Annotated in this window: 19 protein-coding genes; 2 read left to right on the plus strand and 17 right to left on the minus strand. The window is 63.1% G+C overall.

Annotated elements, in window-relative coordinates:
- Positions 1 to 13 precede the first annotated feature (13 nt).
- The 11 genes from bamB to AAG793_RS04505 form a co-directional block, all read right to left on the minus strand.
- Positions 14 to 1,174, minus strand: a complete 1,161-nt coding sequence (gene bamB / locus AAG793_RS04455; protein ID WP_341904575.1) for an outer membrane protein assembly factor BamB — start codon at positions 1,172 to 1,174, stop codon at positions 14 to 16.
- Positions 1,171 to 1,866 carry a tetratricopeptide repeat protein gene (locus AAG793_RS04460; protein WP_341904578.1) on the minus strand — a complete coding sequence of 232 codons (696 nt, stop codon included), beginning with the start codon at positions 1,864 to 1,866 and terminating at the stop codon, positions 1,171 to 1,173. Before AAG793_RS04460 ends, bamB begins: the two co-directional genes overlap by 4 nt.
- A gap of 107 nt (positions 1,867 to 1,973) precedes the next feature.
- Complete coding sequence (hisS, locus tag AAG793_RS04465; protein ID WP_341904581.1) at positions 1,974 to 3,344, minus strand: histidine--tRNA ligase; 1,371 nt, start codon at positions 3,342 to 3,344, stop codon at positions 1,974 to 1,976.
- A 5-nt stretch (positions 3,345 to 3,349) separates the two neighbouring features.
- On the minus strand, positions 3,350 to 4,636 hold the full coding sequence (ispG, locus tag AAG793_RS04470) for a flavodoxin-dependent (E)-4-hydroxy-3-methylbut-2-enyl-diphosphate synthase (RefSeq protein WP_341904584.1): 1,287 nt from the start codon (positions 4,634 to 4,636) through the stop codon (positions 3,350 to 3,352).
- A complete protein-coding gene (locus AAG793_RS04475; RefSeq protein ID WP_341904587.1) occupies positions 4,636 to 5,700 on the minus strand; it encodes a RodZ domain-containing protein in 1,065 nt (354 codons plus the stop codon). Before AAG793_RS04475 ends, ispG begins: the two co-directional genes overlap by 1 nt.
- Entirely contained in the window at positions 5,693 to 6,508 is an 816-nt protein-coding gene (pilW, locus tag AAG793_RS04480; RefSeq protein WP_341904589.1) for a type IV pilus biogenesis/stability protein PilW, read from the minus strand. Before pilW ends, AAG793_RS04475 begins: the two co-directional genes overlap by 8 nt.
- Positions 6,505 to 7,653: a 23S rRNA (adenine(2503)-C(2))-methyltransferase RlmN gene (rlmN, locus tag AAG793_RS04485; RefSeq protein ID WP_341904592.1), complete on the minus strand. Its 1,149-nt coding sequence runs from the start codon at positions 7,651 to 7,653 to the stop codon at positions 6,505 to 6,507. The genes pilW and rlmN overlap by 4 nt, the downstream gene beginning before the upstream one ends.
- A gap of 91 nt (positions 7,654 to 7,744) precedes the next feature.
- Complete coding sequence (gene ndk / locus AAG793_RS04490; RefSeq protein ID WP_341904595.1) at positions 7,745 to 8,170, minus strand: nucleoside-diphosphate kinase; 426 nt, start codon at positions 8,168 to 8,170, stop codon at positions 7,745 to 7,747.
- Between the two features lie 224 nt (positions 8,171 to 8,394).
- Positions 8,395 to 10,026 (minus strand): pseudouridine synthase, encoded by a 1,632-nt coding sequence (locus tag AAG793_RS04495; RefSeq protein WP_341904598.1) that lies wholly within the window; start codon positions 10,024 to 10,026, stop codon positions 8,395 to 8,397.
- A gap of 10 nt (positions 10,027 to 10,036) precedes the next feature.
- Positions 10,037 to 10,795, minus strand: a complete 759-nt coding sequence (scpB, locus tag AAG793_RS04500; protein WP_341904601.1) for an SMC-Scp complex subunit ScpB — start codon at positions 10,793 to 10,795, stop codon at positions 10,037 to 10,039.
- A gap of 106 nt (positions 10,796 to 10,901) precedes the next feature.
- Positions 10,902 to 11,954 (minus strand): RluA family pseudouridine synthase, encoded by a 1,053-nt coding sequence (locus tag AAG793_RS04505; protein WP_341904603.1) that lies wholly within the window; start codon positions 11,952 to 11,954, stop codon positions 10,902 to 10,904.
- A 17-nt stretch (positions 11,955 to 11,971) separates the two neighbouring features.
- On the opposite strand from AAG793_RS04505, the gene AAG793_RS04510 reads away from it, so the two are divergent.
- Positions 11,972 to 12,796 carry an outer membrane protein assembly factor BamD gene (locus AAG793_RS04510; RefSeq protein WP_341904606.1) on the plus strand — a complete coding sequence of 275 codons (825 nt, stop codon included), beginning with the start codon at positions 11,972 to 11,974 and terminating at the stop codon, positions 12,794 to 12,796.
- On the opposite strand, the gene AAG793_RS04515 is transcribed toward AAG793_RS04510, so the two are convergent.
- Entirely contained in the window at positions 12,759 to 14,771 is a 2,013-nt protein-coding gene (locus AAG793_RS04515) for an ATP-dependent DNA helicase (protein ID WP_341904609.1), read from the minus strand. The two genes, AAG793_RS04510 and AAG793_RS04515, sit on opposite strands and share 38 nt — an antisense overlap.
- The gene (locus AAG793_RS04520; protein ID WP_341904611.1) at positions 14,771 to 14,974 is read right to left on the minus strand and encodes a DUF465 domain-containing protein; all 204 of its coding nucleotides are present in this window, start codon (positions 14,972 to 14,974) and stop codon (positions 14,771 to 14,773) included. The genes AAG793_RS04515 and AAG793_RS04520 overlap by 1 nt, the downstream gene beginning before the upstream one ends.
- A gap of 85 nt (positions 14,975 to 15,059) precedes the next feature.
- On the opposite strand from AAG793_RS04520, the gene AAG793_RS04525 reads away from it, so the two are divergent.
- Positions 15,060 to 15,830 (plus strand): protein phosphatase 2C domain-containing protein, encoded by a 771-nt coding sequence (locus AAG793_RS04525; protein WP_341904613.1) that lies wholly within the window; start codon positions 15,060 to 15,062, stop codon positions 15,828 to 15,830.
- Between the two features lie 28 nt (positions 15,831 to 15,858).
- Here the strand turns inward: AAG793_RS04525 and AAG793_RS04530 are convergent, their stop codons facing one another.
- The 4 genes from AAG793_RS04530 to odhB are packed head-to-tail and all read right to left on the minus strand — an operon-like array spanning position 15,859 to position 20,355.
- Entirely contained in the window at positions 15,859 to 16,524 is a 666-nt protein-coding gene (locus AAG793_RS04530) for a hypothetical protein (protein ID WP_341904616.1), read from the minus strand.
- A complete protein-coding gene (zapE, locus tag AAG793_RS04535; RefSeq protein WP_341904619.1) occupies positions 16,521 to 17,624 on the minus strand; it encodes a cell division protein ZapE in 1,104 nt (367 codons plus the stop codon). Before zapE ends, AAG793_RS04530 begins: the two co-directional genes overlap by 4 nt.
- Positions 17,625 to 17,644: 20 nt before the next feature.
- A complete protein-coding gene (gene lpdA, locus AAG793_RS04540) occupies positions 17,645 to 19,084 on the minus strand; it encodes a dihydrolipoyl dehydrogenase (protein ID WP_341904622.1) in 1,440 nt (479 codons plus the stop codon).
- 11 nt (positions 19,085 to 19,095) lie between these two features.
- Positions 19,096 to 20,355, minus strand: coding sequence for a 2-oxoglutarate dehydrogenase complex dihydrolipoyllysine-residue succinyltransferase (gene odhB / locus AAG793_RS04545; RefSeq protein WP_341904625.1), 1,260 nt, complete (start codon positions 20,353 to 20,355; stop codon positions 19,096 to 19,098).
- Positions 20,356 to 20,403 lie beyond the last annotated feature (48 nt).

Raw genomic sequence — 20,403 nt, forward strand, 5'->3', positions numbered from 1 at the left:
CTTGTATCGCCCCTTACTGGGGCTGGAATCCGTAAACGCCACCGTTTTGCGTCAACACCACCAGGGTGTTGCCGACCAGCACGGGCGAGCTGGCGATGGCAGAGCCGTCAGTGGGCAGGCGGTTCAGCAAAGAACCGTCCTCACGCGACAGCAGATGTATAAAGCCGGCGAAATCGCCCATGGCGATGGACCGGCCGACCACCAGCGGAGCAGTCAGGCTGCGGAAACGCAATTTGTCGGTTGACCAGAGCCGCTCGCCATCGGTGCGCTTCCAGGCGTTCACGGTGCCATCGGCTTCGGTGCCAAACAGCGCGCGGTCATCACCGTCAATGCCTTGTACGCCGTTGGCCGGCTTGGTCCAGAGTACCGCGCCACGCGCAGCATTCACGCAACCAATGCCGGTCTGGAAGGCTCGCGCGCACACCACATCACCCTGACGGCTGACACGGCCAACCAGATCGACCAGCCGCTCCACATCGTTGATTCCACGGGGCGAGGCAATCGGCGCCTCCCAGCGGATGCTGCCATTGGTCGGGTTGAGCCCGGCCAGGCGGCCCGACAGGCCCACCACCAGGGTGTCACCCACCGCCAGCATCACACCCGACTGGCGCAGCACCAGCGGTTCGTTGGGTCGTTGCTGCGTCCAGAGCTTGCGACCCGTCTGTCCGTCAAAGGCATTGACCGAGCGGTCGGCAGCCAGCACAAATACGCGTGAGCCTGCGACAAATGGCGCCGTAAAGGCCTGCGCGCCCAGCTTCTGACGCCACAGTTCGCGGCCATCCTGCAGGGCGACCACTTCGTTGGCACGGGTGACCACGGCCACCACCTTGCCGTCGTTGCCGGCACCGGCGGCAATCCCGGTGTTCAGTGCCACACGCCAGATGTCACGGCCACTGGCTGCATCCAGGAGAGCCACGGTGCCGTCACCGCTGGCCACCGCCACGGTGCTGCCAGACACACCCATCTCTGCGGGGAAATTGATGTTGCCGACACGCGTGACCCAGCTTTGACGGGCCGACACCAGCGCCGTCACTGGCTGCAACTCCGCGGGCTGAGGCTTGCTGGGGCCGCTGAACATGCTGAACACGGAGCAACCGGCCAACGCTGCCGTCAGCAGGATGGTCGCTGACAGTCGGGCTGATCGCGCCAAAGAAACCCGTGAATCGTGAATCATTTCTTTACCTCGGTTGCGGGTGCTGAATCGGCCTTCGGTGTCTGGACAGCGACCGGGTCCACGCCCAACGCGTTGAGCTTCACCTCCACCAGACGGCGGTAGTCGGTCCGGTCATCGAGGCCTTTGAATGCTTTTTCGTATTCGGCAATCGCCTCGGGCTTCTTGCCCTGAGCCAGCAGAATGTCGCCGCGCCGGTCAGCGGCCAGCGGCGCAAAGGAATTCGGGAATGTGCCGGTCACCTGCTGCAGCGCTTCGTCGTAGGACTTCTTGTCAAACAGCAATGCAGCCAGACGCAAGCGGGCAATGGCCTTGTAGCCTTCATCGGGGGATTTGTCTGCCACCCAGTTCAATGCGGCACGGGATGCATCGGCATTGCCCTTGTCGTGGTAGACCCTCGCGGCCAGCAAGGCCGCCTGCTGCGCGTAGGTGGTGCTGCCAAAACGGTCTTTCATGTCGGCGAGAGCCCGGTCAATGCGTGCCACATCGCCAGACTGCACGGCACGCTCGACCTCGTCGTACATCACCGAGGCCTGTGCCGACTGGTTGCGCTGCCAGTACTGGTAACCATTCCATGCGGCGAATGCGCCGAACACGGCGATCAGCACCCAGGTGATCAGGTCGCCGTACTGCTTCCAGAAGTGCTTGAGCTGGTCCAGCTGCTCCTGTTCGTCCAAATCGAGATGTTTTGCCATAAGAATTTCTTTGCTGCCCGACAGCCCCTGTCGGGCCGGTTCGCGGGATGGGTGATTGTAGAGGGCCGCCCGGAAGCGGCCTGGGAGCCCTGGGGTCTCGTCTTCGCTCAGCCGCGCAGCGTGATCGCCCAGTCAGCCACCGTTGCCAGCGGCTGCAGGACCTGCGCCGAGCCCGTCCCGCCGCCAGCGTCTGGCTGCTCGCCTCGCAGGGGCTTGACGGCCACACAGCCCTGGGCCAATTCACTGTCGCCAAAAATCAGCGCGAAGCGTGCGCCACTGGCATCCGCACGCTTGAACTGCGACTTCATGCTGCCCATGCCTTCCGAGGTGGCAGCGGCATGCATCTGTACGCTCACGCCGCAGGCGCGCAGCGACTGCAGGGCTTTGAGAACCGTCGGCAGTGCGCTGGCAGCCGGAACCACCGCGTAAGCATCAGGCACCACTGCGGGAACCTCGGTGCCCTGTTCTTTCAGCAATTCCAGCACACGCTCGACACCAAGTGCCCAGCCCACTGCCGGCGCAGCCTTGCCGCCGATTTGCTCGATCAGGTAGTCATACCGGCCGCCCGCGCAAATCGTGCCCTGAGCGCCGAGCCGGTCGGTCACAAACTCGAACACCGACAGGTTGTAGTAGTCCAGCCCGCGCACCAGCCGCGGATTGAGTGTCCACGGAATGTCGTTGGCGTCGAGGATGGCCTTGAGCCCCTCAAAATGCGCCAGGGATTCAGGCCCCAGGAAATCGATCAGGCGCGGCGCACTTTCGACGACCGGCCTCATCGCCGGGTTCTTGGTATCCAGAATGCGCAAGGGGTTGCTGTGCAGGCGGCGGCGCGCTTCTTCGTCGAGCAGGCTTTCGTGCTGCTGGAAGTGCGCAATCAGCTGCGCGCGGTGCAGCGCCCGCTCCTGCGGCTGGCCGAGGCTGTTGATCTCCAGGCGCCAGTCGGTCAGGCCCAGTTCTTTCCAGAGCGCCGCGGCAAGCAGGATCAGCTCGGCATCGACATCGGGCCCGGCAAATCCGAGCGCTTCGGCGCCAATCTGGTGAAACTGCCGGTAGCGGCCGCGCTGGGGCCGCTCCCGACGGAACATCGGCCCCATGTAAAACAGGCGCTTGCCGCCGTCGTACAGCAGGTTGTGCTCGGTCACCGCACGTACCACGCTGGCGGTGTTTTCAGGGCGCATGGTCAGGTGGTCGTGGTCACCGTATTTGTCGGAGCGGTCTTCAAAGGAATACATCTCCTTCTCGACAATGTCGGTGACTTCGCCGATGCCACGCACAAACAGCTGCGTGTGCTCCAGGATGGGCGTGCGGATGTTGCGGTAGGCGTAGCGCTGCATCAAAGAGCGCACCTTGTCCTCCAGCCACTCCCAGCGGGCGGAGTCCGGCGGCAGGATGTCGTTCATCCCCTTCACGCCAGCCAGTTTCTGTGTTTTGGGCACGGGCGACTGGCCTGCCTTGCCCGCAGTGATGTTCTCAGTCATGGGTTTTACGCGGCTTCGACGTCAGCCGTCTGACCGAAGCGCTTTTCAATGTAGTTCTCGACGATGGCCTGGAACTCGCTGGCAATCGCGTCGCCGCGCAGTGTCAGCCGTTTCTCGCCATCGATGAACACGGGCGCCGCAGGCGCTTCGCCTGAGCCAGGCAGGCTGATGCCGATGTCGGCATGCTTGCTCTCGCCAGGGCCGTTCACGATACAGCCCATCACAGCCACCTTGAGGCCCTCGACACCAGGGTAGCGAACACGCCAGACCGGCATCTGCGCGCGAAGGAAATCGTCAATTTGCTTGGCCATTTCCTGGAAAGTGGTGCTGGTGGTGCGGCCGCAACCGGGACAGGCGGTCACGCTGGGAACGAACACGCGCAAGCCCAACGCCTGCAAAATTTCGGAGGCGATCACCACCTCCTGCGTGCGGGCCTCGCCCGGCTGCGGCGTGAGCGACACCCTAATCGTGTCGCCGATGCCTTCCTGAAGCAGGATGGACAAGGCTGTCGCCGACGCTACCGTGCCCTTGGTGCCCATACCAGCCTCGGTCAACCCGAGATGCAGCGCGTGGTTGGTGCGGCGAGCCAACTCGCGGTAGACGGAAATCAGATCCTGCACGCCACTGACCTTGCAGGACAGGATGATCTGGTCACGCCGCAAACCCATGCGTTCGGCCATGTGCGCCGAATCGATTGCTGAGGTGATCAGCGCTTCGTACATCACCTGTCGGGCATCCCATGGATTGGGCCGAGCGCTGTTCTGGTCCATCAGGCTGGCCAGCAGCTCCTGGTCCAGACTGCCCCAGTTCACGCCGATGCGCACCGGCTTGTTCCAGCGCGCTGCGACCTCAATCATCTGACCGAACTGGCGGTCGTGCTTGTCGCCCTTGCCCACATTGCCGGGATTGATGCGGTACTTGGACAGCGCCTCGGCACACGCCGGGTAATCGGTCAGCAGACGATGGCCGTTGTAGTGGAAGTCACCGACCAGCGGCACATCGATACCCATGCGGTCCAACTGATCGCGCACATGCGGAACGGCTTCCGCAGCTTCCGGGGTGTTGACGGTGATGCGGACCATTTCTGAACCGGCAATCGCCAGTTCTTTGACCTGGATGGCGGTGCCGATCGCGTCGACCGTGTCGGTGTTGGTCATCGATTGCACGCGCACCGGGGCGTCACCGCCCACGGTGACCACACGATCACCCCAGGTCACGCGCACCTGGGTGGAGCGACGCGCGGCGGGCGCCGCAGATTGAACAGGCTCAACAGGCAAACAGGCTTCAGACACTACTTCACCTCAAAACGGGCCACATTGTCACGCGCGATCGGGGCCAGATCCAGTGGTTGACCACGCACCGTCACCTGGGTGGCATCTGCACGGCCAATCACGGCGGTCATGGGCAATGCACCCGATACACCCACCACCTCACCGGCAGTGAGGATGCGTCGCACCACCACCACGCCTTTGGCATCCACCACCTCTACCCACGACTCGCCTTTGGCCCGCAGCGTCAGCAACCCGCTGGCCGATGAGCCTGACTGGGTCGAGGCGGCCGCCGCAGCATTCGCCGGTGCGGTCGTAGCGGGTACAGCAGGCGCAGCTGGCGACGAAGGCGTGGCTGGCGCCGGCAATGGGTCCGGTGTGACCGATGCAACAGCTGCTGCGACGGGCGACGTACCACCCACCAACGCAGAAGACATCATGGCTGGAGCGGAGTTCGTTTGACCGGAAGTTGCTGTGGTTGCTTCCAGCACCTGACCGGGCGCATTGCCCATCTTCACGCCCTCGTCTGCCGCGCCGACCGGTGCGGCTGATGCATCAGTCTGCGCAGCACCCGACGGCGTCGCCACGGCGACCACTTTGTCGACCAGTCCATCCTGCTTGACAGCCGGAAGGAAAATCAGGACCAGCGCCCCCAAAAGAAACGCCAGACCCGCCAGCACGGCAGGCCGAGACACCTGGGCCCAGATGGTGGGGCCCGGACCATCGCCCGGCGCGCGGAACGGGGCGTTGATTCCCGTACCCTGGTAAATGAGCTTGGGCGCAGTGGTCTGGGGCAGGCGGTCAAGCACGCTGGCTGCGTCGATCTTCAGGGTTCGGCACACGCTGGAGGCCAGGGCCCGAACAAACACCGCATCAGGCAACAAGTCAAAGCGGTCCTGCTCCAACGCTTCCAGTTTTTTGACCGGCACCTTCAGCGCAACGGCCAAGGCGGCAATATGCAAACCGGCGGATTCACGCGCCTGGCGTATCAGCGCACCCGCTGACATCGCCGGCTCGGCACCCTCAGCTCCGGAGGCAGCGCCGCGGACATCGGAAGTTTCATCGCCTGCGGGGGACAAATCACTCATTGAACGCTCCCCGGTCGTAGGAGGTGGCCTCACGGGACTGCCCAAACCGCCGCTTCAGCTGGTCACCCAGTTGCGCCACGACGGCCCGATTGTTCAACCGCTGCTCGATCTTGATGCCAAGCCACAAGGTTTCCGCATTGGCCAGCTCGCTGTTGTTGATGCGGCGAATGTAAAACTGGGCACGCGTCAGATCGCCGCGCGTGTACAGAAGGTTGGCCAGGTTGTAACCGGTGATCGGATTGCCGGGGTCCAGCTCATAGGACTGGATCAGGCTTTGCTCGGCTTCATTCACCTGACCTGCCCGTGCCTGGCACAGGCCCTGGGCCATGAGGGTTTTGGACTTGCCGCTGTAACCGGGATTGGCCGAGGCCTGGGCGAAGTACCGGTAGGCGTCCGGGTACCTGGCCTGCTGGCACAACAGCCAGCCGTAGTTGTGGGCCGAGTCGCCGTCGCGCGGGTTGAGGGCCAGAGCCCTTCGAAAACTGTCCTCGGCGAGCGGCACGTCGTTGAGCCGCATGTACACCAGGCCCCGGAGGTTGTAAGCGTCACCGAAAGTGGGGTCGGTCGCCAGCGCCTGCTTGATCTCGTCAAGTGCCACATCGGTCTGGCCTTGCTGGAAATAGCCCGCAGCCAGCTCGAGGCGCAGCCGGGCGCGCCGGCGCACTTCCGGCTCGTCAGACTCCGTCATCCGGTCAGCACCGGCGGACGACGAACCCGGGGACGCCGTCGGCTGGCTCCCGCAAGCCGTGAGCAGCACCACAAGCCCGCACAGGGAAGCGACGCCGATCCATCTGGCGGCAAAACTCATACTTCAATCCCCTTGGTCACGACCACCTTGATGCCTCCGAGCATACCCTGCCGCTGCGCAGCCATGCGCTTGTCCACGTCGGTACGGTCCTGAACATCGCCGGCGAGCTGCCCACAGGCCGCATCGATGTCATCGCCCCGGGTTTTTCGCACTGTCGTCACGATACCGGCATCCATCAGGATTTTCGCAAAAGCCATCACCTGGGGCATGGCGGAGCGCTTCAGGCCAGAGGCCGGAAATGGATTGAACGGGATCAGGTTGAATTTGCATGACAGCCCGCCGGCGCGCTGCGCGTTCACCAGGGCAACCAGCTCGCGGGCATGCTGCGGCTGGTCGTTGACCCCATCGAGCATGCAATATTCAAAGGTGATGAAGTCGCGCGGCGCGGATGCCTGATAGCGCGTGCAGGCCTGCAGCAACTCGGCAATCGGGTACTTTTTGTTGAGCGGCACGAGGTTGTCGCGCAAGTCATCTGTGGGCGCATGCAGCGACACCGCCAACGCCACCGGGCAGTCAGCTGCCAGCCGGTCGATCATGGGCACCACACCCGAGGTGGACACCGTGACGCGGCGGCGCGACAGGCCATAGCCATGGTCATCCAGCATGACCTTGAGTGCGGGCACCAGCTGGGAATAGTTCTGCAGCGGCTCGCCCATACCCATCATGACGACATTGGAGATGACCCGTTCCTGCCGCCCGAGGTACTGGCGCAGGAAGTGCTCGGCATACCAGAGCTGGGCGATGATTTCGCCCGTCGTCAGGTTGCGGCTGAAGCCTTGATGGCCAGTGGAGCAGAACCGGCAACCGACTGCACAACCCGCCTGCGACGAAATGCACAGGGTTCCGCGGTCGGTCTCCGGAATGAACACCGTTTCGATGACATCACCGCCGCCGACATCAAACAGCCACTTCACGGTGCCGTCTGCCGATTCGTGGCGAGACACCATCTGCAGCGGCGCCACGTGCGCCGACGACACCAGCTTCTCACGCAGCGGTTTGGCCAGATCGGTCATCTGGCCGAAATCCGATGCGCCCTTTTGATGAATCCAGCGGAACAGCTGCGTCGCACGGAAGCGCTTCTCGCCCAGACGTTCGCAGAAGGCAATCAAGCCTTCCAGATCAAAGTCGAGCAGGTTGGCCGTCATCACAAGGTGCGGCAAACAGTCGCAGTCAGAGTCAGCCCCGACGCCGGCAGCAGCCCTGACGAGGGATGGCAAGGCTTGGGGCTGGACATACTTAACGGCTGTAAACGTTCATGCCGGGGAAGAAAAACGCGATCTCGGCCTTGGCAGTCTCGGCGGCGTCAGAGCCATGAACGGCATTGGCGTCGATGCTGTCAGCGAAGTCGGCGCGAATGGTGCCTGCAGCGGCCTTCTTCGGGTCGGTTGCGCCCATCAGGTCGCGGTTCTTCAGGATCGCGCCTTCGCCTTCCAGCGCCTGGATCATCACCGGGCCGGAAATCATGAACGACACGAGGTCCTTGAAGAAAGGACGCTCTTTGTGGACGGCGTAGAAGGCTTCGGCCTCACCTTTGGACAGGTGAGCCATCTTCGCAGCCACCACTTTCAGGCCAGCGGCTTCAAAGCGCGCGTAGATCTGGCCAATCACGTTTTTGGCGACAGCGTCAGGCTTGATGATGGAGAGAGTGCGTTCGATTGCCATGAAATTTCCTTGAAGTAAATCTATTGAATTTTTAAATTATTCACAAAATGAATAAAGCCCATGATTTTAACCTGCGCACAGCGGGTAGCTGAGCAGCCGTACAGCCTAAAGGGGTTAGCCCGCAGCCGTGTAACGTTGACCCGCAGGGTGCTGGGGGATCCACACGTGGTGTTCGAGGGCCAGCAACTGGCCCCAATCGGTCGGAATCGGTCGCAATTGGTCGTTTAGCGCGAGCCGCCCCGTCCACCACCGCCGCCGCCGCTTCTGCCCCCGCCGCCACCCCGGTTACCCCCACCCCGGCGTGGGCCCCCGTTGCCAGCGTTGTTGCCGCCGCCAAAACCTGAGCCGCCGGTGCGACGCTGCCCCTGGCCTTGACCCTGCCGTTGGCGGGTGAAGGTGTCTGCGCCGATGTAACCAAATGAGGTTTTCATCGGATCAGGCTGAGCGTTGCCGGGGCCTTTGTCGCTGCGGCCGGGTTCACCGCGGTTGGGGCGCTGGCGCTGCTGGCCCTGGCCACCCGATGCGTCTGGCGCAGGCCGTTGCCGGTTGCCCTGAGGGCGCGGCCCCTTGCCGCCCCGGCGGTTCTGGTTCTTGCCACGTGGAGCGCCAGCCGGCTGCCCCATCGGCGGTTGCAATTCGTAAGGATCCACCTCGCCTTCGCCATCAGCCGAAGGTTCACTGACCGTCACATCGCGCACCGGCGCACCACCACCCCGATTGGGGCGACTCCGGTCGCGGCGCGGGCCACGGGGACCTCGCCGCTCAGTGGACTCACCACCCGCAGCGTCGCTGACGGCGACGTCTCTGGCGCGTGACTCCGAGCGATTCACGGCACTGGTCAAGGCCGCGATGTCGCGGTCGTCCAACTCGACGAATGCACCGCGCTTGAGGCCGCGCGGCAACACCATCGCGCCGTAGCGGATCCGGATCAACCGACTGACCGCATGCCCGACCGCTTCGAACATGCGCCGTACCTCACGGTTGCGGCCCTCGGAGATGGTGACCCGGTACCAGCAGTTGGCGCCTTCACCTCCACCGGCCTCGATGGAGCTGAACTGGGCCTGTCCGTCATCGAGAGTGACGCCATGAAGCAGACGCTCTTTCTCGTCGTTGGTCAGTGCGCCCAGCACACGGACTGCGTATTCGCGCTCCAAGCCGAACCGCGGGTGCATCAGCCGGTTGGCGAGCTCACCGGAGCTGGTCAGCAACAACAGGCCTTCGGTGTTCAGGTCCAACCGGCCGACAGATTGCCACTTGCCCTGAAACAGCTTGGGCAGACGGCGGAACACCGTGGGCCGGTTCTGCGGGTCGTCATGCGTGACCACCTCACCTGCCGGCTTGTGGTACGCAATCACGCGCGGCGGCGGTGGGTCAATCCGGACCCGGATCGGCTTGCCATTGACCTTGACTGTGTCGCCGAACTGGATGCGCTGGCCGATGTGGGCCGGCTCGCCGTTCACGGAAATACGACCTTCCAGAATCAGTTGCTCCATCTCAAGCCGGGAGCCCAGCCCGGCCTGGGCCAGCACCTTGTGCAGCTTGGGTGTTTCCGGCTGGGCGGACAAAACCCGTTTGGGCAGCTCCAATGCAACATCTTCCTCGTCTGCATCGAACTGGCCGGTGACCACATCCTCGAAACGGATCTGCGCCATCACCGGCTTGCCCTGCCGACGGTTGTGGCCTTGCGCGCTCGCAGGCGGTGCGGCAGCGGCCAGCGCCTCTGCATCTGCGTCAGGTGAACTTTGCAGCGAGGCCGCATCGACCGCAGACTCAACCGGTGTCGCTGATGGCGCGGAGCGCACCAAGGGAACCGGCGACTCGTCGTTGCCAGCGTTATCTTGTTCTTGTTCGTTCATACGGTGCTTCTCACTCGTTCGTCTGTCGGGTGTCGGCCTCGCCGACCAAAGGGTCATTGCCGCTGAGGGTGTCGACCGCCACCTCCAACCCGTCTGCCAAATGTCCGTCGGACAAGGTCGCTCCGATACCCGCCGAATTGGCCTCGGCACTCCCCTCAGCGCTCACCACACCGTCTTCCGTCTGCACGGCTTCTTCCGTCTGTTGGGCGGTGTCTGGCAGTCCAAACTCGATCTGCTCAAGCATCGCCAGTTGACCGGCTGAGCCGTCCATGGCGGGAAGCTGATCCAGAGACTCCACGCCCAGGTCATCGAGAAACTGCCGCGTGGTGGCGTACAGTGCCGGCCGGCCCACCGTTTCCCGGTGGCCGATGACCTCGACCCAGCCGCGGTCTTCCAACTGTTTGAGCAGCAGGCTGTTGATCGTGACACCCCGGATGTCTTCCATGTCGCCGCGGGTGACAGGCTGGCGGTAGGCAATGATGGCCAGCGTTTCCAGCGTCGCCCGGCTGTAGCGCGGTGGTTTTTCCGGATGCAACCTGTCCAGGTATTCGCGCATCTGCGGGCGGCTCTGAAAGCGCCAGCCGCTGGCCACATGCACCAGTTCCACGCCGCGGCCAGCCCAGTCGCTCTGCAGGTCTTCGAGCAGCAGCTTGAGGGTATCGGCAGTCAGCGCCCCGTTGAACAGCACTCCCATTTCGCGCAGCGGCAACGGCTGCTGTGCGCAAATCAATGCCGTTTCGAGGACGCGCTTTGCATCCGTCGTATTCATGGTTGTCGTTCCGAAAAAGGTCGGGGAAACCCGGGAGGAGCCGGGGGGCACTTGATGGCGCCAATCGTGGTTGCGCGTGCAATCGCCCAGAGCACCACGCCGTGACTCACAGGTGGCTGCTGGCCCAATTGTATCCGAGCCCCAACGCCGCGGCCGCGCTCTGAAAGTCATCTGGCGGCGGCACGCGAAGGTCGACCGCCTGACCACTCACCGGGTGTTCAAAAGCCAGTCGGCAGGCATGCAGCGCCTGCCGCGTCAAGCCGCCAGCCGCTTCGCCCCCGTACAGCGCATCCGACACCAACGGGTGCCCGATGTGCACCATGTGCACGCGTATCTGGTGCGTACGGCCCGTCTGCAGTCTGCACGCGACGAGGCAGTGCCTGGCAGCGTTGACCATCAACGAGATTCGGGTCGAGGCGCTCTTGCCGGAATGCCGGTCCATATCGACCACCGCCATGCGCAGGCGATTGCGCGGATCACGGCCTATGGGGGCCTCCACCTGTCGTACCGGAGCGCCAACCCACGCCCCGTGGGCGATTGCCACGTATTCCCGGTGCACCGTCCGCGCAGCAATCATTTCGACCAGCCGGTCCATCACCACGCGCTGCTTCGCCACCACCATCAGGCCGCTGGTGTCCTTGTCCAGCCGGTGGACGATACCGGCGCGCGGCAGGCAGGCTGCCTGGGCATCGCGGGCCAGCAAGCCGTTGAGCAGCGTGCCACTCCAGTTGCCGGGCGCCGGATGCACCACCAGACCCGCAGGCTTGTTGATGACCAGCAAGCTGTCGTCCTCGTACACCACATCGAGCGCCATCGGCTCGGGCTTGAACGCCTGGCTCTGCGGCGTGGGCCGCAGCTCGATCTGCAAGGCATCGCCCGCCTTGACCTTCGCCGAGCTCTTGGCCTGCACCCGCCCAGCCAGCTGAACCACGCCTGCCGCGATCAGCTGCTGCAGGTAGCTGCGGGAAAATTCCGGCACGAGCGTCGCCAGCGCCAGATCGAGCCGGGCACCGTGCTGCGCCGACGGAACAACGACGTCGCGGTGCTCGACCTGATCGACGAGTTCGACCCCTTCCGGGTCGTCATGGGCGTCCGCCGGCATGGCAAAGTCGCCCCTCACGCCCGATATAATCGGGCCGCTCGATCCAGAGTCAGTCATCAATGAGGTCAATCGCCATGTTTTCCCGCAAATTATCGGTTGTTCCGCCTGCCCTGCCACTGATGGCTGCTCTCAGCGCAATAGCGCTCACGCTCGCTGGCTGTTCCAGCACCCCTGCCGTCGACAAGACCGCCACGTGGAGCCCCAACAAGATTTACGCTGAAGCCAAGGACGAGGCCAACTCCGGCGCCTACGACAAGGCCATTCCCCTTTACGAAAAACTCGAAGGGCGTGCAGCCGGCACACCGCTGGCGCAGCAGGCCCAGCTCGAAAAAGCCTATGCCCAGTACAAGGGCGGCGAGCAGGCCCAGGCCATCGCCACGCTGGACCGCTTTATCCGCCTGCACCCGGCCAGCCCGGCGCTCGACTATGCGCTTTTCCTCAAGGGCGTGGTCAACTTCAACGACAACCTGGGCATTTTCTCCTTCATCTCGCAGCAGGACCTGTCCGAGCGTGACCAGAAGGCCGCCAAGGAATCTTTCGAGTCCTTCCGCGAGCTCGTGGCCCGCTTCCCCGACTCCAAGTACTCCACTGATGCGCGTCTGCGGATGTCCTACATCGTGAACTCGCTGGCACAGTCTGAAGTTCATGTGGCCCGCTACTACTACACGCGTGGCGCCTATGTGGCCGCCATCAATCGCGCGCAGAGCGCGATTGCCGATTACCGGGATGTGCCGGCAATCGAAGAAGCCACCTACATCCTGTACAAATCCTACGACGCATTAGGCATGACCGAACTGCGCGACGACACCCGCCGCATCATCGAGAAAACCTATCCGCAGAGCGAGTACATGACCAAGGGTTTCAAGTCACAGAACAACCCTTGGTACAAGTTCTGGTGAGCGCATCAATCTGCGCCTGAAGTTCCTCTTCGGACGTCAGGCGTCGCATGGCCGGCAGTGCCTTGATCAGCCGCTTGCCATAGCCCATGGTCGCCAAGCGACTGTCGCAGACCACCAGAATGCCGCTGTCGGTTTCCCGGCGGATCAGTCGCCCGGCACCCTGCTTCAACGCGACTGCCGCCTCAGGCAGAAAATAATCCGAAAACGCGCTGCGCCCCTGACTTTCCAGCAGCCGGGCGCGTGCCTCGGCCAGCGGATCGTTGGGCGGTGGAAACGGCAGCTTGTCGATGATGACCATCTGCAGCGCCTCACCCGGCACATCAATGCCCTCCCAGAACGACGCGGACGCCACCAGCACGCAGCCCTTTTCGCCGTTGTCGCTGCCAGACCTGAAGCGCTCGATCAGCGCACGCTTGGGCATGTCACCCTGCACCAGCACCTGCAGCTCGCCGCCATCGTCCAACGCGGCTTTGAGTGAGTCGCCGATCGTCCTCAACGAACGCAAGGTCGTGGTGAGGATCATGGTGCGCCCCCCCAACTGGCGGGCCCACCGTGCAGCAGACTCCGCCACCCGCAGCGCATGCGACGGATCGGCCGGTTTGGGCAAATCGATCGGCACATACAGGCAGGCCTGCCTGTCGTAATCAAAAGGGCTTCCGACCCGCAACACGGCCGCGTCTTCGAGACCGCAAGGCCCCGTGAACCAGGTGAGGCGCTCGTCATCGCCCAGCGTGGCCGAGGTGAAAACCCATGATTTGCCGCTCTCACCCTCTGCAGAAGCGCCGAGCATTTTGGACTTCACGGTTTTGGAAATATCCATGGGCGACTCGACCAGCCGCAGCTGCACACCGACATCCGCCCACCGCACCGCCCCGGGTTCAGCGGCTCCTAAAAAGCCTGCCGAACGCTCAGCCAGCACCATGCCACGCTCGTGAAGACGCACAAAGTCCGGGGCCATCTCGCTGACCGTGTCCAGCGCTGCACAAAGCTTCAGGCAGGCCGCATGCACGGCCTCCAGCGCCTGTGACCACTCGGTGTCGTCCAGCCCTTCCGGCGCAGCCCCTGTCCATCGCAATTTGGTCCCCGGGTACTGCCGACCGGCGCACAGGCGCAAATGACGCGCCGCTTGCTCCACCGCACCCACCACAGCCTGCCAGTCGACCAGGCCCCGCGCCAGTTGCAGTCCGGCGGCCAGTGTGTCGCGGCAAAAGTCCAGCAGCTGCCCGGTGCTGAGCTGGGTACCCAGAAACTGGATGCCAGTCTCGTTGAGCTGATGCGCCTCGTCGAAAATCGCGATGCGCACCGAGGGCAGCAACTCAGCCACACCGGACTCGCGCACGGAAAGATCGGCAAAGAAGAGATGGTGGTTGATCACCACCACATCGGCCGCCATGGCCTCGCGCCGCGCCAGATTGACATGGCAGGACCGGAATTGCGGACAGGTAGACCCCAGGCAGTTGTCCCGGGTGGAGGTGACGAGTGGAATCAGCGGGGAGCGTTCATCCAGCCCGGGCAGCTCGGCCAGATCGCCGGTTCGCGTCGCCTGCGACCATTGCTCGATACGGCCCAGCGCACGCAACGATGTGGCATCGGAAACCTGCGCCTCGTGGCGCGCCAGTGTCATCCGGTGCAGGCACAGGTAGCTGGCACGCCCTTTGAGCAAAGCCGTGCGGGTGGGCAGCCCCAGAATCTCCACCAGCCGGGGAAGGTCACGCCCGAACAGCTGGTCCTGCAACGCCTTGGTGGCGGTAGACAGCAGCACGCGCTCGCCACTGAGCAGGGCCGGGACCAGATAAGCGTAGGTTTTTCCCACACCGGTGCTGGCCTCGACCACCAGTGGATGGGCGTCATCAATGGCTGCAGCGACGGCCAGCGCCATGTCGACCTGCCCCTGGCGTGGCACGAAGTGTTCGTCTGCGCGGGACAGGACACCCTCGGGGGCGAATGCGGCTTCGACGTCGCTGGCAAGGGGCATCAGGCAGGCTCGCGCGGGTCCAGCTGTTGCTCCAGCTGGGCGATCTGGTCTCGCAATTGCAGGCGCCGCTTTTTGAGGCGTCGCAGCAGGAGCTCATCGATGGGAAGCGCGTGGGCGGCCATGTCGACCAGCGCATCGAGGTCCGCATGTTCGATCTTGAGCTCTATCAGCTGCCGCTCCGGCGAGTGTAAATTTAAGTCCAAAGTAGATTCCGGGTTCGCAGCGCTTCGCCTGATAATACGTGTGTTGCGACCATAAATCGAGCCTGTGGGCTTGAAAGATCTGACAATGTCCAAAGGCTACCGAATCACCGCATCCACCGGCATCCACAAGGGTGACCGGGACTACCAGCAGGATCAGGTCAACCTGTTCAGCCATGCGCGCGTGCCGGGCTGCATGCTGGGCATCGTGGCCGATGGCATGGGTGGTCGCAGTGGCGGTCGCAAGGCTTCCGACCAGGTCATGATGACGGCCAAGCAGCTGTTTGAGCGCTACTCACCCGACAGTGACGATGCGCCAACCATGCTCAAGCAGATCGTCGAAGAGGCGCACATCGTCATCAAGCTCACCGCCATTTCGGCAGAGCAGGAACCGCACAGCACGCTGGCCGCCTTCCTGATCAACCCGGGTGGCGACTGCCACTGGGTGCACACCGGTGACTCACGCATCTACCACTACCACGGCAGCAAGCTGATTCACCGCACGGTGGACCACTCCTACGTGCAGACGCTCGTCGACAAGGGTGAGATCACGGAAGAAGAAGCCAATGTGCACCCGCAGTCCAACATCCTGATGGGCTGCCTCGGTACCGAAGAAGTTCCACCCGTCTCACACCACTTCATCCCCCAGCTCAAGCCCGATGACGTGCTGCTGGCGTGCAGCGATGGCGTGTGGCACTACTTCAGCGCCAGCGAAATGGGTTCAGCTCTTGCGATGCTGTCGCCGCGCGAGGCCACCGAGTTCCTGATCCAGAAAGCACGCTCACGTGCGCGGGGCGGCGGCGACAACCTGTCACTGGTGATTGTCAAACTGGAGCCTCTGGGCGACGCCAAAAAGTAAGCCTGTCGTGAACCGGCTAGGCCCTGCCTCAGGAAGGCAGAGGCAGGGACTTGGCGGGCGGCTTGACCCGCTTGCGCTGTTCTTCCTCGTGCCGTGCGCGGCGTTCTTCGGCTTCCTTCTGGCGTTCATTGAATTTCTTTGCTTCTTCGGCGGCAGCGGCCTGCTTGTCTGCGCGGTCGCGGGCCTTCTGCTCACTGGCGCTGAGTTTGCCTGCCGCCGCATCGCTCCGGGCCTTGGCGTCTGACTGGGTCAGCGCACGCTCTTCGATTTTTTTCTTTTCGCGCTCGATGCGCTCCTGGTATTCTTGCACCGCTTTGGCACGACGCTCTTCGGCATCCCGAAGCGCCTGGGGTGACGATTTTTCTTCGGTTTTGCGCAACTGCTCGGCAGCCCGGGCGCGTCTGTCCAGATCGTTGAGTTCAATGTCCTGACGCCGCAAATCCGCCATCGCCTCGCGCCGGCGCACATTGACCTCAGCCAGACAGTTGTTGACCGCAAAACGCTTGTAACAAGCCGCATCTTCTGCGAGAAAACCAGCCTCCAGCCGGGCGCGGTCTGCAGCGATACGGCTGCGCTCTGCATCAATCGAGAAGGCTGGCACGGCAGGCGTAACTGCGACGGCAGGCGCAGGCGTCTGCGCCATCAACCACGGCGAAACGCACACCAGCAGACTCATCCAAAGCGATTTGTTCATGTCAACGCGGTATCCACGCTCCGTCTTTCCAGTCCCAAAAAGGCCGTCGACTGCATTTCATTGAGCCGCGAGACTGTGCGCGGAAACTCATGCACCAGAGGGCCTTCGGTGTACAACGCCTCAGGCGGCACCTCTGCCGACAGGATCAATTTGACACGACGGTCGTAAAGCACGTCTATCAGCCATGTAAAGCGCCGCGCCTCCGATGCCATGCGCACCGGCATGTGGGGCACATCGCTCAGAAGGACGGTATGGAACTGCGTGGCAATTTCCAGGTAGTCGTTCTGGGAACGGGGGCCGCCGCAGAGAGACTTGAAATCAAACCACACCACGCCACCGGCCTTGCGACGGGCCCAGATCTTCCGGGCCTCGATCTGCAACACAGGATTCTCGTCCTGCGTCTCGGCCAGGGCGTTGAAGGTGGCGGTCATCTCGGCATCCGCCTGCGGCCCCAGAGGGGTGTGATACAGCCGGGCATTCTCGAGCGTGCGGCGGCGGTAGTCGGTGCCGTTGTCCACACTGATGACTTCCAGGTTGTCTTTTAACAATTCGATGGCCGGCAGAATACGGTCACGGTGCATGCCGTTCGGATAAAGGTCATCCGGCCGGAAGTTCGAGGTGGTGACAAAGCCGACTCCGTTGTCAAACAGCGCCGACAGCAAGCGATAAAGAATCATCGCGTCGGTAATGTCCGCCACGTGAAACTCGTCAAAGCAGATCAGGCGGTAGCGCTTGGCCATGCGCCGCCCGAGTTCATCGAGCGGGTTGGCCGTACCCTGCAAATCCTGCAGTTCGCGGTGCACCTCCCGCATGAACTCGTGAAAATGCAACCGCACCTTCCGGTTCAGCGGAACGGCTCCGAAGAAGCAGTCCATCAGGAAGCTCTTGCCGCGCCCTACCCCGCCGTGCATGTACACGCCACGCGGAATGTCGGGGCGGTTGATAAGCTTCTTGAAAGCGTTGGAGCGCTGCTCCTTGTAATTGGCCCATTCTGTTGCACAGCGCTCAAGCGCGTCAATTGCCCGCAACTGGGCGGGGTCACTTTTGTAACCCCGCGCAGCGAGCTCCGCGTTGTAAGCTGACCGGACCGGCTGTGTCACCGATGCTTTACCTGGACGGATCAGAAGTTCAGCGTGCGCTTGTCCACCGCCAGCGCGGCTTCCTTGGTCGCTTCGCTGAGCGACGGATGCGCATGGCAGATACGGGCGATGTCCTCGCTGCTGGCGCGGAACTCCATCGCCACCACGCACTCGGCAATCAGCTCGCTGGCCATGGGGCCGACGATGTGCACGCCGAGGATCTCGTCGGTTGCCGCGTCCGCCAGCATTTTCACCATGCCAGTCGTGTCGCCGAGGGCACGGGCACGGCCATTGGCCATGAACGGGAAGGTGCCCGACTTGTAGGCGCGGCCTGCCGCCTTGAGCTGCTCTTCGGTCTGACCCACCCAGGCAATTTCCGGGCTGGTGTAGATGACCCACGGGATGGTGTTGAAGTTGACATGCCCGTGCTGGCCGGCAATGCGCTCGGCCACGGCAACGCCCTCTTCCTCTGCCTTGTGTGCCAGCATGGGGCCGCGCACCACATCGCCCACCGCCCAGACGTTGGGCAGGTTGGTCTTGCATTCCCCGTCGACGACGATGGCGCCGCGTTCGTCCAGCTTGAGGCCCACCGCCTCAGGCGCCAGACCAACGGTGTTGGCCACGCGGCCGATGGAGATGATCAGCTTGTCCACCTCCAGCGTCTGCGCCTCGCCCTTGGCATCGGTGTAGGCCACCGAGACGCCTTTCTTGCCGGACTTGACTTCACCGACCTTCACGCCCAGTTCGATCTTCAGGCCCTGCTTGGTGAAAGCCTTGTGCGCCTCCTTGGCGATCTGCTGGTCCACCGCCCCGAGGAAGGTCGGCAGACCTTCCAGCACTGTGACTTCGGCACCGAGGCGGCGCCAGACCGAGCCCATCTCAAGGCCAATCACGCCGGAGCCGATGAGACCCAGCTTTTTGGGAACCGCTGCCATGCGCAAGGCGCCGTCGTTCGATAAGATGTTTTCCTCGTCAAACGGCGCACCGGGCAGGCTGCGCGCGTTGGAGCCAGTGGCCACCACGATGTGCTTGCCGGTGATGGTTTCTTCGGCTGCACCCGTTGCAGCTGGCGCGACCTTGATGTCGTACAGGCCATCCTTGGCTGCTGCGAAAGAACCGCGGCCGTGGAAGAAAGTGACCTTGTTTTTCTTGAACAGGTAGACGATGCCGTCGTTGTTCTGCTTCACAACCGTGTCTTTGCGCGCAATCATCCGGCCCACATCCAGACTGAGGCCCTTCACGTCAATGCCGTGGTCTGCAAAGTGATGGCCAGCATGCTCGTAATGCTCGGACGACTGCAGCAGGGCCTTGGACGGAATGCAGCCCACGTTGGTGCAGGTGCCGCCCAGCGCGGGGCCGCCTTTGGCGTTCTTCCACTCGTCAATACAGGCCACATTGAAGCCCAACTGTGCGGCGCGGATGGCGGCAATGTAGCCACCGGGACCGCCGCCGATGACGATCACGTCAAATTGTTTGCTCATGAAGATGCTCCTCAGATGTCAAACAGCAGACGCGATGGATCTTCCAGCGCTTCCTTCATCGCCACCAGGCCCAGAACAGCTTCGCGGCCGTCAATGATGCGGTGGTCGTAGCTCATGGCGAGGTAGTTCATCGGGCGGATCACGATCTGGCCGTTCTCGACCACCGCGCGGTCCTTGGTCGCATGCACGCCCAGGATGGCGCTCTGCGGCGGGTTGATGATGGGCGTGGACAGCATGGAGCCGAAGGTGCCACCATTGGAGATGGAGAAGGTACCGCCAGTCATGTCTTCAATGCCCAGTTTGCCGTCTTGCGCCTTCTTGCCGAACTCGGCAATCTTCTTTTCAATATCAGCAAAGCTCATCTGGTCAGCGTTGCGCAGGATGGGCACCACCAGGCCGCGTGGCGAGCCCACCGCGATGCCGATGTCAAAGTAGCCGTGGTAGACGATGTCGTTGCCATCGACCGAGGCGTTGAGCACCGGGAACTTCTTCAGCGCATGAACAGCCGCCTTCACGAAGAAGCTCATGAAGCCAATCTTGACACCGTGCTCCTTGGTGAATGCATCCTGGAACTTCTTGCGCATGTCCATCACGGGCGCCATGTTCACTTCGTTGAACGTGGTCAGGATGGCATTGGTCGATTGCGATTGCAGCAGGCGCTCGGCAATGCGGGCGCGCAGACGGCTCATCGGCACGCGCTGCTCTGGCCGGTCGCCCAGGTCGTTGGCCTTGGACGGCGCTGCCACTTGCGGCAAGGCGGTGACAGGCGCGCCAGTGGGGATGACAGACGGGGCAACGACTTTGCTGGCTGCGCCCAGAACATCACCCTTGGTCACGCGGCCATCTCGGCCAGTGCCCGGAACCGAACCAGCCGCCATGCCGTTGTCAGCCATCAGCTTGGCTGCGGCCGGCATGGCGACACCAGCCATGGAGGCTGCCGCACCAGCAGCGGGAGCCGCTGGCGCAGCCACCGCAGCGCTTGCTGCGGCAGGAGCGGCAGCCGCTTGAGGCGCTGCAGCACCGGCACGGCCTTCGGTATCGATGCGGGCAATGACCTGATCCGACACCACGGTGCCACCATCGGCCACAACCAGTTCGGTCAGAACGCCGGCGGACGGCGCGGGGACTTCCAGCACCACCTTGTCGGTTTCGATTTCAATCAGGATTTCGTCGATGGCGATTGCCTCACCGACTTTTTTCTTCCACTGCAGCATGGTGGCTTCCGCCACGGACTCGGACAACTGGGGGACTTTGACTTCTACGATAGCCATTTGATTCTTTCGGAAATGTTCTGATGTTCTGGACAGGTACAGGTGGAG

The sequence above is a fragment of the Polaromonas sp. YR568 genome, assembly GCF_943372955.1.
GTDB lineage: Bacteria > Pseudomonadota > Gammaproteobacteria > Burkholderiales > Burkholderiaceae_C > Polaromonas.